Source organism: Staphylococcus lugdunensis, assembly GCF_001558775.1.
In the GTDB taxonomy this organism is placed as follows: domain Bacteria; phylum Bacillota; class Bacilli; order Staphylococcales; family Staphylococcaceae; genus Staphylococcus; species Staphylococcus lugdunensis.
Genome location: NZ_CP014022.1, coordinates 738,680 through 752,557 on the forward strand (window position 1 = coordinate 738,680; position 13,878 = coordinate 752,557).

A 13,878-nucleotide genomic window follows, 5' to 3' on the forward strand; every position below is an offset into this window, starting at 1 on the left:
ATCATCTATTATGTCAAATAAATATTCTCAATACTCAACTGTCAATAAATATTGGCAGCTTATGCGACCTCATACTCTAACAGCGGCAGTAGTTCCTGTATTAGTTGGGAGTGCTGCTTCGAAACTTTTTCTATTAGGTAGCAAAGACCAATTTAAATTTAGTTTATTTTTAGCTATGTTACTAGCTTGTTTATTAATACAAGCAGCTACAAACATGTTTAACGAATACTATGATTTCAAAAAAGGTTTAGATGACCACAATTCTGTAGGTATTGGAGGCGCTATTGTTCGCAATGGTATGAGTCCGAAATCCGTCATGCAACTTGCGGTTGCATTTTATATTATTGCGGCATTACTCGGTATATTCTTAGCTGTACAAAGTTCCTTCTGGATTATTCCTGTCGGCTTAGTTTGTATGGCAGTAGGCTATTTATATACTGGAGGTCCAATACCGATTTCTTGGACACCGTTAGGAGAATTGTTTTCAGGTATATTTATGGGTATGATTATCATTTTATTATCATTTTTTATCCAAACAGGTAATATACAAGGCTATGCTGTTTGGGTGAGTATACCTATAGTTATAACAATAGGACTTATTAATATGGCAAACAATATACGTGATCGAGTAAAAGATAAAGAAAGTGGACGTAAAACTTTGCCAATTTTACTAGGTAAAAAAGCATCCATCACACTCATGGCCATTTTATATGTCATTGCATATCTTATTGTGATTTATACTGCTCTATTTAAACCACAAGGCTCATTACTTTATCTATTACCCATTTTATCTTTCCCTATGCCAGTCAAAGCTGTACGTCGTTTTAATAAAAACGATACACCTGAAACTATGATGCCAGCTATGGTAGCTACTGGCAAAGCCAATACATTTTTTGGTGTACTGTATGCAATAGCTATCTATTTAAGTGCTTTAGGCGGTGCGTTATAAACAATAAATCATGTAAGCTTTATAAGGCGAGTATTAAAGTCGATGTAGACTAAATACCCGTCTTTTTATTATTTTTTAATTCATATAACAATAATTAAAAACCACACATTCTTTTATTAAAAATAAAAGGAAATAGTTTTAAAGTTTACTGCTCAACTCAAACATGTAAGCTTTATTTTTATGCTAAATGGGTATAAACATGTATAGACTAATTCAAATTAGAGGAGTAAATACATGAAAAACTTTCTAAAACGCGTAATAAAAGCGATTATCACAGGTTATATTATTAAATTTATTAAAGATAAAATTGACAGTAAATCATCCAAACAACAACAATAACTTATAGTTGCATTTTTATAACACCATCTCATAAGATGATTTCAACTCTTAATATTGTTAACTTATAGGTTGAAGTACAACTTTTTTCAGAATATTGTTGAAATACTGCTGTCAATCAAATTTTAGGAGGAACACATATGAAAAAGTTCTTTGAAATTTTACTTGCAAGTACACTCGTACTAGGCGCTTGTGGTCATGCCGAAAAGACAGAGAAAGAAAGTGCAGATAAACGCAATGATAAAAAAGAGATTAAAGATAAGCATCGAGATAAAGACGTAGATAAACAATTGGATGGAAAAAAATCTGATAAAAAGAACAAATAAAGTTAGGTAGTGAATTTTTAAAAGTCACAAACAAAACTCCATTAAATCACGTGAATTAAACGTTGATTTAATGGGGTTAATGATATTACGGAAACGGAGGGTATTTTAAAATACTATAACACCAGTCATTATAAGCTGTAGGGAACGTTCCTTGTTTTGTATAAAAAATTACGCTCAAATGAGTGCGGTTTTACCTTCTCTTTTCTATGATTTTCTTCCCCATTTATTAACAATAAAAAATATTATAATAGTGGTTGTTGCTGTTAGCGTAGAAAATAAAAATGAATTACCTGATATATAAGTCAATAATATACAAATATCCTTTCTCACTGCAACAAAGAACATATCTCAGCGTAAAACATCACTTAAAATGTTACTTAGTTACAATTTTGATTTACTTATCCTCTTTTTTGTTTTGTTCTTTCTTTATTTCAGATACAGGTTTTGGATTGTTTATAAATAATTCATCTAATTTGTCAGAACATGCTATATCTCCATCAAATTGAAAATCATCTAAAGATCTTATACCCACACTAAATGATAAATCTTTATCATTATTGATATAACCATCAATGTCATAGCCATCCATTGGATTCTTTTTCATTTCTATAAATTCGATATTTTTGAAATTTTTGACATTATATTTCATATACAAAATTATTCTTTCTTTTTGTTCGTTATAATATTGTTGTTCTTTTTCTTTTTTTTCGTCATATTTCATTTTTAAATAGACGGCTCCTGTGATTAAAACTATACTAATTAATATTATAACTGCTAAAAATATTTTTTTATTCAAAAAATCAATCCCTTTGAGGTGAATTTATGACTGCTTTACATAATAAAGATAACACATATTATAGATTTGCTGGCAACTCTTATGATACAAAAAAATTCAGTAAAAATAAGATTAAAAATTCTGATGGCACTACTCAAAATTTTAAAATTCAAGCTTCGCGCATTGATAAAGCGAATGGATTTCAAGCGATGGCTCTATCGCCTATAGATAGTAACGGCAAAGTAGATAATGATACGGTTTACATGGTTTATGCGGGTACTGAACCTAAAGAACCTGCCGATATAGGGACGGATGTTAAACTTGGATTATCTGGAATCTTCGATGATCAAATTAAAACTAACCCCAAAGATGTCAAATTTTATGATGAATATCAAGATTTATCCAAAAAACCATTCATCATGAATTTCCCGATAGGTTCTATGTCAAATAGGACTGGTAGATTTAAAGGTAGATATTAAGCAATTTCAAGTTGCTTAATATCTTTTTTATGTATTGGAGCGAATAATCTTGAACTAATAATGATTCTATTGCGCAAATTATCATAATTTCTATAACCAAATGAAACTCTTTTTATTAGCTTAATTTTATTATTGATTCCTTCAATTGGACCGTTGGTCAAATTAGAATAATTGATAGTATTTTCAATGAGAGGTGCTAATTTTCTTAATGTCCTAATTACAGGACGAAGTTTCATACTAATTTCAGAAAGATTAATTGAAAATAAAACGTCAATCAGCTTTTCAACCCGGTTTTCTTTTAATAGTCTCCTCAATTCATGAACATAGAGATATGTATTAAATAATTGAGAATCAAAAGTTAATAAATAGTTTATAATTCCTTTCTCAGTTTTCCATTCTTTAAATAAACGCACTTTTTTATAATTAAATATTTCGAGTGATTCGCGAGGTTTTAGGAACAATTTCCAAAAGGCTTTGTATTTATTATAAAGAGGTCTATGAGTGTTTCTAAACTGATTCATAATACTTACTCTCGACATATTAAGTGCTCTGTTTAAGGATTGAACAATATGAAAACGATCTAAGATTATCTTAGCTTTTGGAAATAATTCCTTTATCAAAGACATATAAGGTGTATACATATCAATAGTTACAGTTTTCGCACTTTGTCTTAACTTCAATGAGTACCGATAGAAGTGTTTTTTTAATGAATTTAGTTTGCGATCAGCAACGACATCTACGATGCGGTGTGAAATAGCATCTGCATAGATGAAACTCATTTTTCCAGTTACATATTTAACACTCTTGAACTCATCCATCATTAAGTGTTCGGGTAGTGCATTAAATGAAGAATGGCAAACTTGACTAGCTCGAGTGACAGTCATTGGAGATACTAAACAGGATTTGGCGATAGATTTTTGTGAACGATAATCTTGTGCTTTATCCAAAACTGCAAGTTTTGTAGTATTAGAAATAAAACAGTAATTGTCCACAATCTCTGACTTAGCAGTAAAGTAACTATCACAGTTTTTACAATAAAAACGTTGTTTTTTTAACTTTAAATAAGCGGGTCTTTCCATAATTCTAAGGAGAGTAATCGTTGAAATTTTTTTACCGTTTTTAATAATAGAATAATTTTCATTTTTAGCTAAGCAATTGTCGCAATGAGAAGGCTTGTACGTCAGAGTTGCGTAAAAGAATAAGCTCTTATGACCTTTATATTTATCTTCTGTAATAGTATCAGAAATAATAATATTTTTATCTTTAATTCTTAGCATGGTTAATGTAGACTTACACATAGGCGCATTACCTTTCTTTTTATTTTGTTTGGTCGCTAATAATTATAGAGATAATTGCGCTATTTTTATATTCAAAATTTAAAAATCCCATTGAATCACGTGAATTAAACGTTGATTTAATGGGATTAATGATGTTACGGAAACGGAGTGTATTTTAAAATACTATAACACCAGTCATTATAAGCTGTAGGGAACGTTCCTTGTTTTGTATAAAAACTACGCTCAAATGAGCACGGTTTTACTTTCTCTTTTCTATGATTTTCTTCTCTATTTATTAACAATAAAAAATATTATAATAGTGGTTGTTGCTGTTAGCGTAGAAGATAAAAATGAATTACCTGATATATAAGTCAATAATATACAAATATCCTTTCTCACTGCAACAAAGAACATATCTCAGCTTAAAAACATCACTTAAAATGTTACTTAGTTACAATTTTGATTTACTTATCCTCTTTTTTGTTTTGTTCTTTCTTTATTTCAGATACAGGTTTTGGATTGTTTTTATACATTACTTCAAGTTTGGCAGAGCTTGATATGTTTCCATCAAATTGAAAACCCTCTGTAGATCTTACACCAGCTGTAAAAGCTATTTTTTTATCATTATTTATATAACCGCTAATATCATAGCCATCCATTGGATTTTTTTCTATTGCAGTAAAATGTATTGTCCTATATCCTTTAACATTATATTTCATAAAAAGTTCTATTCTTTCTTTTTGTTCATTATAGTACTTTTGTTCTTTTTCTTTTTTTTCGTCATATTTCGTTTTAAAATAGACGCTTCCTACGATTAATATTATACTAATTAATATAATAACTGTTAAAAATATTTTTTTATTCAAAAAATCAATCCCTTTGAGGTGAATTTATGACTGCTTTACATAATAAAGATAACACATATTATCAACTTTCTGGTAATAGTTATAAATCAAATATTACAAATCGAAAAACAACTAAAATTAAAAAGGATGATAGTGTTCTAAATTTTAAAATCCAAGCTTCGCGCATCGATAAAGCGAATGGATTTCAAGCGATGGCTCTATCGCCTATAGATAGTAACGGCAAAGTAGATAATGATACGGTTTACATGGTTTATGCGGGTACTGAACCTAAAGAACCTGCCGATATAGGGACGGATGTTAAACTTGGATTATCTGGAATCTTCGATGATCAAATTAAAACTAACCCCAAAGATGTCAAATTTTATGATGAATATCAAGATTTATCCAAAAAAACCATTCGTCATGAATTTCCCGATAATATGGTTAGTGGTTTAGTAGGTTTTTTAGGTCACGGTGGAGTTAAAAGTGGTGTAGTCGCGAAAGGGAAATTTAATATAATGACATATGTAGGGTGGCAATAGACATGAATTCAATTGCATTTATAATCCTACTTTTAATATCAATGTATAGTTCTGTTTATTTAACTAAATATTTAAAAGAAAAGAATAAAATTAATAATTTTTCATCCGAATTGATAGTAGTTACTATATTAGGTGGGGTTATTACTTTAATTTTGTTTCTGTTATACACTTTTATTTTCATATATTTGAAATGAGGATTATGTTATACTTATATTAGAGAGGGAAGCAAACCCCTCAATTGTTTAGTACTCAAAAGCTAGCTCAATTTGTAGAATGACCAAGTTTACTTTAATTGAGCATTTAATGCTTTTGGGTGCTTTTATTTTTTCTTCATTCACTCACCTCATATATATTATGTCTTTTGGCATAATTATTTTGAGACAAAAAAACACACCAATTAAGACACGATTAAAACGCTTGATTCAGTTCGTCTATAACTTATTTTTCTAGTTTATAAGATGTCTACGCATTATTTTCTGATTCTTCTGCGAAAAACTGTAACTTTAATTTCAACATGTTGGTCTTCTTAGTTTGCATAGTTTACCCCTCATATATTTACTCTTGATTAGTTTTAAGTCATACATGGGTCGGACTTAACACTTGCACCTTTTAACACCGTAAACATGGTTTGGGCATAAAAAATAACCTTCCTAAGAAGGTTAAAAAAGTATATAAAAATAGCACCTTTACTTTTATTGTTAGTTAGGTGTTCTATCCCCAAGCAACAAGTTCAGACTTAGGGAAAATTTTCTTACTTGTATTTGATTCTATTCTTTCTATAGCATGTATTAAATAATTATCTTTTTCTTTATCTTCTATTTCAGATTTCTCAACATTGATAATTTGAAGACTATCTATGTCCATATGAATAATACCTGGTTGAATATTTATATCATCATTTGGATAATATTTATATATTACATTCTGACTATTTACTTCTTGAATTTTTAAAGTAAGCAATTTCTCTCACCTCTACTTAATTAAATCACTGTAATTGTATTTCCTCTCAGCCAGTTTATGTGCTTCTTTATAACTTAAATTATACTTGTTCATTAAATAGTGTTCAAGTGCCTCATGCTTCAACATTATTATATCCATTCTTTTAATATTTTTACCTTCTCTTAATCGTTGCCAACTTTGAGCCATATAAAAGTCTGGGCCAAATTGTTTAATACCATTGTCTAATAGGTACTTATTCTCAAATAAATGTTCATAAACTCTTTTAATCGTATTTTCATTAATATTAACATTTTTAGCAATAGTTTTAATTTCTATCTGTTTATCACGATTTTTCACAGAATCATAGTACATTCGTGCATGTCTTATTCTTTTTATACCGTATTCATCATTTTTGCTATTAAGTGCACCTGACTCATTAGTTATAACTTCTATCTTATACTTACCTTTACGTTCTTTAAAGAATTGATCTCGCCAATTACCAACATTCGGAACAGTTGTACTTCTAAACCATTGGTGCATAGGAGGTGCATTAATACCTGGAACCATATCTTTAACTTTAAAAATGTTGCCATTTAATGAGTAACATATTTTAGATGTTTTATTATCTATTTTAGCTACATATTTGTACTCTCCATCTTCACCCAATTCTTTTAAATAAGTTAGCTTTTGCGATTCTGATTGTACTCTTGCAGATTCAGTAATTAATAAGCATTTAGATTAATCCACACCATTAAACTATATCTATATAAAAACCCCATTAAATCACGTGAATTAAACGTTGATTTAATGGGGTTAATGATATTACGGAAACGGAGGGATTCGAACCCTCGCGCCGCTCTCGCGACCTACACCCTTAGCAGGGGCGCCTCTTCAGCCAACTTGAGTACGTTTCCATGGCTCCACAGGTAGGACTCGAACCTACGACCGATCGGTTAACAGCCGATAGCTCTACCACTGAGCTACTGTGGATTAATGTATAGTATCTCCAATGAGCACAAATACTATTATAACAATAAACGTGATTTTTGCAATAGATATTCTTTAAAATTTATACGGAATATTTACACTAAATTAATATAAACATCCCGCATAATTTAAATTTAAACACACTGCTATTTATTATCTAATAGAGAATATTGGGAAAGTGCTTCGTAAATATTTAGTGAGGATTTTTCATAATCAATAGGCATATCCGGGTTATTTGAACACATTTTAGATTGTTTATCTACCATGTAGTAATAAAAAATGGCATTTATATATTGATGCCACATACTATGAAATGACACATTTATGATAAGTGTTTCATGATTAGTAAAAATGACTTTACTTTTTCTGTGCTTTAAAGGCTTAATATCTACAATAAAATGCATATTAATCCATATGTTTTCTTCTTGTCTGTCAGAATGTGTTGGAAAAAAATAAGTTGGGAATAAGGGAGTGAGTAATATCGGAGGTTTGCTATTAATACGAGCGATTCTACTTGTTTCTGCTTTTTTGCTAAGATAATTATTTCCGTAAAACTTGCAAGATCTTTCTATAATTTTCTGCGTTTTAAATGGGCTTCTTTCTTTTGTGGTGTCAAATTTAATGATTTCTGTTCCTTGAGCATGTCCATAATCGTCGATAATGGGTCGTATGACCATATCTCCTTTACGTATAACATATATGGTTTTTTTGTCCATAGAGTAACCTTCCTTTCTTTCGATTAAAGTATTATATATTCTTCAAAACATATAACTGACTAATATTTTATATCATTTTTATTTAATGTCAAGTTATACCTTAAGAATATATTTACACCTTTTTCTCGAATAAATGTCAGAATATTCATTGATTTCGAAATTGAACAGATGTATACTAATTTTAAATAAATTAAATATGTAGAAAGGTCGTGTTTCTTATGCATTATAATACTAATGTGCAACACACAACTCTTGATCAATTTGTCACTACAGTTAACGACTTAGGCGTTGAACTTATTATTGATGAGGCGCTAAGAAAGGCTAGAAAGGATAAGTTAACCACCTTGATTGATAAGGCACTCATTGATAAAAACGAAACAGACTTTATGAATTACACAAACGAATACAAAAAATTGGAGGCGTTTCTAAATGACTAAATCCGGATCCTGGTATAAATCCTAAAAGGGCTATTCACTACTTAAACAAGTAAGCGAATAGCCCTTAATTAATGCTTAGGACATTAACTTAATTATTTCATCTTTATCAATATCTCCAAAATAATAATAAAAATCATAATCAGCTAGAGCCTCTTTGATGTGAGGATAATCATGTAAGCACCCAATTAATGCTTGTTCTAATTCTGTAATATTACCTTCTCCAAAGAAATCACCAAATATTTTAGCATGTTCGATTTTTCCTTTTTTAACATCTAGTTTTATTTGTATAAAACCACGCTCAAATTTATGTTCTCTTTCAAAATTATATTTAGGGTTTCTACCGTAATTCCATTCCCATGTTCTGTATTTTTCATTGCTTAATTGTTTTATTTTTTTCCAATCGTCATCAGTTAAATGATATTCTTCTACTTCATGTTCACCGAAAATCGTTTTTAAAATAATTTGTTTAAACTCTTCAATAGTAATTTTTTCTGTTAAAAACTCTTCAATATTGGCAACACGTTTACGTACGGATTTGATACCTTTAGATTTTATTTTTGCTGGGTTAACACGTAAAGCATTCTGCACTTCATCTAATTCACTATTCAACATTAATGTGCCATGACTAAACATTCGATCTTTGACTTTTACCATTGCATTCCCAGAAATTTTTGCGCTACCTACTTGAATGTCATTACGTCCTGTCATTTCAGCATTTACTCCTAATGACTGTAATGCTTGAACAATGGGCTCGGTAAATTTTTTGAAATTATGAAAACTATTTCCATCATCATCAGTTATAAAACTAAAGTTTAGATTTCCTGTATCATGATAAACAGCACCACCACCTGAAATACGACGTACCACGTCAATATGATGTTCATCAATGTATTCCTTGTTTACTTCTTCAATCGTATTTTGGTTCTTCCCAACTATGATTGATGGTCGATTCACGTAAAATAAGAAATAGCTTTCCTCTGAGGGTAATTGTTTTAAAACATATTCCTCCATGGCAAGATTAAGTGTTGGATCAGTAATATTATTATTACTTATAAACTTCATTCTATCTCTCCTTAGTTCTCTTCTTTATGCCCTTATTTACTTTATGCCTTAATTCCAATAAAATTTCCAATCATTAACTCATTTATGACATTTTTTTCATATTTTAGCTTTAAATATGCATTTATAAGAGAAATTTGTTTATTTGTAGTGTAATTTTTAGTAAAATAAAATTTAGCTATGATTTGAGGGAGGACTCAGAATGACTGTTGCTGAAGTAGGTAATATTGTAGAATTTTATGACGGTTTAAGAGGCCGTGTTGAAAAAATAAATGATAACTCTGTTATTGTTGATTTGACTATCATGGAAAATTTCAATGACTTAGATTTACCTGAAAAAACTGTAATTAATCATAAACGGTATAAAATCGTTGAACAAGAAGGTTAATTTTCAATGAAGAAGATATCTAATGCTTTAAAATGGTTTATTGCAAGCTTTATCGTATTTCACCTTATTTTACTTGTGATGTGGGGCGAACATCAAGAATATTGGTACCTATATACTGGTATTATGTTAATTGCTGGAATAAGCTATGTATTTTATCAGCGAGACATTAAATCAAAAAGATTATTGACTTCAATTGGTGTTGGATTAATTACAGCCCTTTTACTCATTATTATTCAGTTAATATTCTCGTTTATTTCAAATGATTTAAGTTACACTGAATTAATTAAAGAATTAACGAAAACAGGTGTTCATTATAAATGGCAAATGCTAATTACTTTATTATTTGTCATACCATGCCATGAATTATATATGCGAACTGTGCTGCAAAAGGAATTAAATGCATTTCATTTACCATATTGGTTACAAGTACTAATTACAGCATTATGTTCCAGTTCCTTGTTTATTTACTTAGATAATTGGTGGATTGTTGTTTTCATCTTTGTATGTCAACTTATTTTATCCCTCAGCTATCATTATACACGTCGCATTGCAACAACATCTGTTGCTCAGATTGTTGCAATTATTCTATTATTAATATTTCATGGTTAAAAAGCATTTCTTAGTCTATGCAGCTAAGAAATGCTTTTATTTTTTAGTTTAAAACAAGTAATTGAATGCTACAATACGTTTATAATTAATGAAGCATCATTGTTAGGAGTTTACAATAAAATTATTTTTAATTTGAGGGCGATAGTCATGGGTGTTTAATAGTTTTGTCATAATAAATGACATTGGATATTCAAAACTATCTCTGTTTACTATAACGTCACCAATGATAAACTGATAATTTCTAAAACAATAATCGGTCATAGTAACACGATAACTACCATTTAAATCAATTCCTTTAATAGTAACCCTTTGAAATGGCGGCTTTTTCATATTCACTTCATAATTAAATCCTTGCCATTGCGTGCATAACGTTTCATCTATCACAGTTTGTTTCAAATGGTCATCTTCAATTTCCAAATGTGCATAACTATATTCTAAGATATCTTTGATCTGTTGACCTAACAGCGTTATATCAATGGGTTTGTCTGGATGAGGATATGCTTCATAAATATCTTTATTTTGTATCTGCTGTTTTAACCCTTGCTCTCCATTTCTAGGCACATTAACACAGGTGATATTATTGTTAAATGCATACCGCAAACTGTCATGCAGCAGTTGTGTAAAGTGATGTGAACCAGCTACCATATCTTCTAAGCTATTTACTTGTAAGGAGCACGAGGTTTCAGCAATGATTTCATTAGACCAATGTGTAACTGCTTTTCTATCATAATATGTTAGCTTTAATAATGCTTCATCTTCATTATGTTGATTTAAATTTATAGCTTCGGCATTGACATGTTCTATTTCATAGCTATTCGTGCGTTTTTTAAACTGTATATTAATATGAACCAATTCTTCAGCGTTTTGTCCAGCTTGTACATACACCGTTTCATTGTCTTTACCTATTACCGTTTGATGTTGATGCGCCGTAATAATTAAATCTATCACACCCATCTCACGTATTAATTTCTCAGCTTCATTTGCATTTTCACTATGACGACTATTTGTAGTTTGGCTTATTTTATCTAAACCACCATGATAAATTACAATTAAAAAATCAATTTTCTCAGTTTCATGAATATAACGAATCCAGCGTTTAGCAGATAGTAAGGTTTTCTCGATTTTTACATCTGGTTCCATTTCAGCGTATTCATTTTTCATTAATCCATCTGCGGTTAATCCTATAATACCAATTCTCACATCTTGATATTGTTTGATTACATAAGGCGTTGAAAAGTATGGCTCACGTGTCATGTTATATTCTATATTTGCGGATAACCATGGAAACCTTGCAAGTGATACTGAGCGTGTTAAAAAGGACAGACCAAACTTAAATTCATCTGAACTAATACCACTTGCATCATATTGCATCGCATTCATTAGTTTTATCATAGGATGTCGCTTATATGGAGCAACTATGGCATAGTAATAAGCTGGTAACGAGCCGGCTAAACTTCCTCCACTATCAAGTAACAAGACATGTTTATTACGTTTTCTAATATCTTTTACGTATTGCCCTGCTCTATATATATTTGAGCCATAATTTCCATTTAAGAATTGACTATGCATATCCGTAGTAGTAATGACGTCAACACTAATTCTCTCATTTTTCTCCATATTGCCATCCTCCTGTCAACTTTAGTTTAACATCGATCATATTAAACAATCCATGTTAAACAAGTTTCTGTATGTTTTTAAATTCTTCATCAACAGCTAGACATATTAAGAAATATTAAAAAAGGCGCGAGACAGAATTCAATATGAATTCGTAGTCTCGCCCCGACAAGATTGTGTAATTAATTATTAAACTATCGTTTTGCTTCTATTCCAACGTACAAGTGATAATTAACCAATTTGAATACGCTCTTTTGGATAATGATATTTATCTGGTTCTCTTCGACCGGCAATCATTATAATAAATGAAATCAAACCTACACGTCCTATAAACATAAGAACCATTAATACTATTTTAGTCACATTGCTAATATCATCAGTTACCCCTAGTGTTAACCCGCAAGTACCAAACGCAGACATCACTTCAAAAAACACTTGTAAGAAAGTTAATTTACCATTCTCAGCTGTAGCAATAACAATCATACTTACAAAGGTTAAAATACTTGCCATTATAAATACAGCAAATGATCGTTGTATATCCATAATATGCAATTCTCTATTGAAAACTTTAATAGATGTTTTTTCTTCATTATTACTAAAATTAAGTGCAAATAATATTAAGATAGCAAATGTAGTTGTTCGAATTCCACCACCTACAGAACTAGGAGATGAACCAATAAACATGAGTAAACTCATAATAATATTTGTAGCATCACTGAAGTTAGTCACATCTATCGTTTGTAATCCTGCACTTCTTGTAGTTGCTGACTGAAAGAATGAATAAAATAATTCCTGATGCCAACTAAGTCCTTTAAATGCATGATTATGTTCTAGTGCTAAAATTGCTATAATCCCAAAAAAGAATAAGAAGAAATAAGTTGATGTCGTTATTTTTGTAAATAATGAAAATCTGAAGTTAGTTATTCTATTTTTTATATATGCTTTTGTCTCTAATAGTACTGGGAATCCAATGGAACCTAAAATAATTAATACCATCACGATAGTTTGGACAAAGTAATCATTTGCATAAGGAATAAGAGATTCCCCTGTTATATCTAAGCCCCCATTTGTAGTAGCTGATATTGACACAAATAAACCTTGCATTAAAGCATTTTTTAAATCTGGATTATCTCTATAAAAATAAAATGCTAGTAATAATGCACCGACTAATTCAATAACAAATATGGTTTTTACAATATCAAGTATTAATTTAACTGTTCCACTCATCGTTTCCCTATTATTATCAAGCATAATGAGTTGACGTTCACGTATCCCAATACGTTTACCTAATACAACCCATAATAGGGTTCCAATAGCCATCACACCAATGCCACCAATATTTAGAATGATTAGAATGATGACTTGGCCAAATGTAGAATATGTGTCTACAATATTAACTGGCGATAATCCAGTCACACTAATACCAGATACAGCTACAAATAAAGTATCTATTGGATTGACATTGACATTAGGTTTATGGACAAATGGTAAATTTAATAATAAAAATGCAATGACGATGGCTACTAAATAATACAGTACAATCCCCTGTTGAGGAGTGGTTTTCTTTAGTAACTGATTGAAGATAGACATCTACTTCACC

The 13,878-nt window shown here is 30.2% G+C and carries 16 protein-coding genes, 2 tRNA genes and 1 pseudogene; 8 read left to right on the forward strand and 11 right to left on the reverse strand.

Going from position 1 to position 13,878, the window contains the following annotated elements; all coding sequences use genetic code 11:
- The first annotated feature begins 10 nt into the window (after positions 1–10).
- The 3 genes from AL499_RS03480 (at position 11) to AL499_RS03485 (ending at position 1,611) form a co-directional block, all read left to right on the forward strand.
- Positions 11–949: a 1,4-dihydroxy-2-naphthoate polyprenyltransferase gene (locus tag AL499_RS03480; protein ID WP_002478398.1), complete on the forward strand. Its 939-nt coding sequence runs from the start codon at positions 11–13 to the stop codon at positions 947–949.
- 234 nt (positions 950–1,183) lie between these two features.
- Positions 1,184–1,288: an SAR1012 family small protein gene (locus AL499_RS12725; RefSeq protein ID WP_002478399.1), complete on the forward strand. Its 105-nt coding sequence runs from the start codon at positions 1,184–1,186 to the stop codon at positions 1,286–1,288.
- A 137-nt stretch (positions 1,289–1,425) separates the two neighbouring features.
- Entirely contained in the window at positions 1,426–1,611 is a 186-nt protein-coding gene (locus tag AL499_RS03485; RefSeq protein ID WP_002492677.1) for a hypothetical protein, read from the forward strand.
- A gap of 394 nt (positions 1,612–2,005) precedes the next feature.
- On the opposite strand, the gene AL499_RS03490 is transcribed toward AL499_RS03485, so the two are convergent.
- A complete protein-coding gene (locus AL499_RS03490) occupies positions 2,006–2,407 on the reverse strand; it encodes a DUF1433 domain-containing protein (protein ID WP_037554986.1) in 402 nt (133 codons plus the stop codon).
- Positions 2,408–2,433: 26 nt separating this feature from the next.
- Here AL499_RS03490 and AL499_RS03495 point away from each other — a divergent pair, with 26 nt between their 5' ends.
- Positions 2,434–2,865 (forward strand): hypothetical protein, encoded by a 432-nt coding sequence (locus AL499_RS03495; protein ID WP_226952496.1) that lies wholly within the window; start codon positions 2,434–2,436, stop codon positions 2,863–2,865.
- Here the strand turns inward: AL499_RS03495 and AL499_RS03500 are convergent.
- Together AL499_RS03500 and AL499_RS03505 are read right to left on the reverse strand one after the other, a co-directional pair.
- Positions 2,862–4,163 carry an ISL3 family transposase gene (locus tag AL499_RS03500; protein ID WP_037540755.1) on the reverse strand — a complete coding sequence of 434 codons (1,302 nt, stop codon included), beginning with the start codon at positions 4,161–4,163 and terminating at the stop codon, positions 2,862–2,864. The two genes, AL499_RS03495 and AL499_RS03500, sit on opposite strands and share 4 nt — an antisense overlap.
- A gap of 443 nt (positions 4,164–4,606) precedes the next feature.
- Entirely contained in the window at positions 4,607–5,008 is a 402-nt protein-coding gene (locus AL499_RS03505) for a DUF1433 domain-containing protein (protein WP_037555125.1), read from the reverse strand.
- 26 nt (positions 5,009–5,034) lie between these two features.
- Here AL499_RS03505 and AL499_RS03510 point away from each other — a divergent pair, with 26 nt between their 5' ends.
- Positions 5,035–5,529 (forward strand): hypothetical protein, encoded by a 495-nt coding sequence (locus tag AL499_RS03510; protein ID WP_062248860.1) that lies wholly within the window; start codon positions 5,035–5,037, stop codon positions 5,527–5,529.
- A 711-nt stretch (positions 5,530–6,240) separates the two neighbouring features.
- Here the strand turns inward: AL499_RS03510 and AL499_RS03520 are convergent.
- The 5 genes and pseudogenes from AL499_RS03520 to AL499_RS03540 all read right to left on the reverse strand — a co-directional run bounded on the left by AL499_RS03520 (position 6,241) and on the right by AL499_RS03540 (position 8,171).
- Positions 6,241–6,489, reverse strand: coding sequence for a hypothetical protein (locus AL499_RS03520; protein ID WP_002492864.1), 249 nt, complete (start codon positions 6,487–6,489; stop codon positions 6,241–6,243).
- A gap of 12 nt (positions 6,490–6,501) precedes the next feature.
- Positions 6,502–7,197, reverse strand: a pseudogene (locus AL499_RS03525) (minor capsid protein); the annotation flags it as partial.
- Between the two features lie 96 nt (positions 7,198–7,293).
- A tRNA-Ser gene (locus AL499_RS03530) sits at positions 7,294–7,382 on the reverse strand.
- Position 7,383: 1 nt separating this feature from the next.
- A tRNA-Asn gene (locus AL499_RS03535) sits at positions 7,384–7,458 on the reverse strand.
- A gap of 143 nt (positions 7,459–7,601) precedes the next feature.
- On the reverse strand, positions 7,602–8,171 hold the full coding sequence (locus AL499_RS03540) for a competence protein ComK (RefSeq protein WP_002492866.1): 570 nt from the start codon (positions 8,169–8,171) through the stop codon (positions 7,602–7,604).
- A gap of 218 nt (positions 8,172–8,389) precedes the next feature.
- Between AL499_RS03540 and AL499_RS03545 the strand changes: the two genes are divergently transcribed.
- Positions 8,390–8,608, forward strand: a complete 219-nt coding sequence (locus AL499_RS03545; RefSeq protein ID WP_002478404.1) for an IDEAL domain-containing protein — start codon at positions 8,390–8,392, stop codon at positions 8,606–8,608.
- A 75-nt stretch (positions 8,609–8,683) separates the two neighbouring features.
- Here the strand turns inward: AL499_RS03545 and AL499_RS03550 are convergent, their stop codons facing one another.
- Entirely contained in the window at positions 8,684–9,670 is a 987-nt protein-coding gene (locus AL499_RS03550; protein WP_002492871.1) for a lipoate--protein ligase, read from the reverse strand.
- A gap of 199 nt (positions 9,671–9,869) precedes the next feature.
- Between AL499_RS03550 and AL499_RS03555 the strand changes: the two genes are divergently transcribed.
- The gene (locus AL499_RS03555) at positions 9,870–10,055 is read left to right on the forward strand and encodes a YkvS family protein (protein ID WP_002459484.1); all 186 of its coding nucleotides are present in this window, start codon (positions 9,870–9,872) and stop codon (positions 10,053–10,055) included.
- A 6-nt stretch (positions 10,056–10,061) separates the two neighbouring features.
- Positions 10,062–10,664 carry a CPBP family glutamic-type intramembrane protease gene (locus AL499_RS03560; RefSeq protein WP_002459485.1) on the forward strand — a complete coding sequence of 201 codons (603 nt, stop codon included), beginning with the start codon at positions 10,062–10,064 and terminating at the stop codon, positions 10,662–10,664.
- 102 nt (positions 10,665–10,766) lie between these two features.
- Here the strand turns inward: AL499_RS03560 and AL499_RS03565 are convergent, their stop codons facing one another.
- Both AL499_RS03565 and AL499_RS03570 read right to left on the reverse strand, forming a co-directional pair.
- Entirely contained in the window at positions 10,767–12,281 is a 1,515-nt protein-coding gene (locus AL499_RS03565; protein WP_002478405.1) for a bifunctional metallophosphatase/5'-nucleotidase, read from the reverse strand.
- 228 nt (positions 12,282–12,509) lie between these two features.
- Positions 12,510–13,868: a TrkH family potassium uptake protein gene (locus AL499_RS03570; protein WP_002459487.1), complete on the reverse strand. Its 1,359-nt coding sequence runs from the start codon at positions 13,866–13,868 to the stop codon at positions 12,510–12,512.
- Positions 13,869–13,878: the final 10 nt, after the last annotated feature.

What these genes read in the sequence shown, in the direction of transcription:
- AL499_RS03500 (WP_037540755.1), bottom strand. Translation starts at nt 4,163, where the DNA reads ATGTGTAAGTCTACATTAACCATGCTAAGAATTAAAGATAAAAATATT.
- AL499_RS03545 (WP_002478404.1), top strand. Translation starts at nt 8,390, where the DNA reads ATGCATTATAATACTAATGTGCAACACACAACTCTTGATCAATTTGTC.
- AL499_RS03550 (WP_002492871.1), bottom strand. Translation starts at nt 9,670, where the DNA reads ATGAAGTTTATAAGTAATAATAATATTACTGATCCAACACTTAATCTT.
- AL499_RS03495 (WP_226952496.1), top strand. Translation starts at nt 2,434, where the DNA reads ATGACTGCTTTACATAATAAAGATAACACATATTATAGATTTGCTGGC.
- AL499_RS03510 (WP_062248860.1), top strand. Translation starts at nt 5,035, where the DNA reads ATGACTGCTTTACATAATAAAGATAACACATATTATCAACTTTCTGGT.
- AL499_RS03540 (WP_002492866.1), bottom strand. Translation starts at nt 8,171, where the DNA reads ATGGACAAAAAAACCATATATGTTATACGTAAAGGAGATATGGTCATA.
- AL499_RS03485 (WP_002492677.1), top strand. Translation starts at nt 1,426, where the DNA reads ATGAAAAAGTTCTTTGAAATTTTACTTGCAAGTACACTCGTACTAGGC.
- AL499_RS03555 (WP_002459484.1), top strand. Translation starts at nt 9,870, where the DNA reads ATGACTGTTGCTGAAGTAGGTAATATTGTAGAATTTTATGACGGTTTA.
- AL499_RS03480 (WP_002478398.1), top strand. Translation starts at nt 11, where the DNA reads ATGTCAAATAAATATTCTCAATACTCAACTGTCAATAAATATTGGCAG.
- AL499_RS12725 (WP_002478399.1), top strand. Translation starts at nt 1,184, where the DNA reads ATGAAAAACTTTCTAAAACGCGTAATAAAAGCGATTATCACAGGTTAT.
- AL499_RS03565 (WP_002478405.1), bottom strand. Translation starts at nt 12,281, where the DNA reads ATGGAGAAAAATGAGAGAATTAGTGTTGACGTCATTACTACTACGGAT.
- AL499_RS03570 (WP_002459487.1), bottom strand. Translation starts at nt 13,868, where the DNA reads ATGTCTATCTTCAATCAGTTACTAAAGAAAACCACTCCTCAACAGGGG.
- AL499_RS03560 (WP_002459485.1), top strand. Translation starts at nt 10,062, where the DNA reads ATGAAGAAGATATCTAATGCTTTAAAATGGTTTATTGCAAGCTTTATC.